General features: G+C 71.5%; 1 pseudogene. It reads right to left on the reverse strand.

What is annotated here, in order from left to right:
* Window positions 1–224 (reverse strand): annotated as a pseudogene (locus BN358_RS26015) (MFS transporter); the annotation flags it as partial.
* Between the last annotated feature and the right edge of the window lie 11 nt (window positions 225–235).

The following is a 235-nucleotide window of genomic DNA, read 5'->3' on the forward strand; positions in this document are numbered from 1 at the left end:
TCCTGCGCGGCCTGCGTCCGCGCCACCTTCGACACCGGCACAAGGGCGAGCAGCCCGATCCCGATCGCCGCCGTGACGACGTCGATCGAGAGGATCCCGGCCAGCGGCAGCGTGGCGTAGAGCACGGCCGCCACTGGTGGGCCGACCAGCATCATGCCGGCCTGGATGGTCTGGGTGAGGCCGTTGATCGACAGCAACCGGTCGGCGGGGACGATCTGCGGCACGAGCGCCCCCA

The sequence above is a fragment of the Sedimentibacter sp. B4 genome (assembly GCF_000309315.1).
Taxonomy (GTDB): domain Bacteria; phylum Bacillota; class Clostridia; order Tissierellales; family Sedimentibacteraceae; genus Sedimentibacter; species Sedimentibacter saalensis.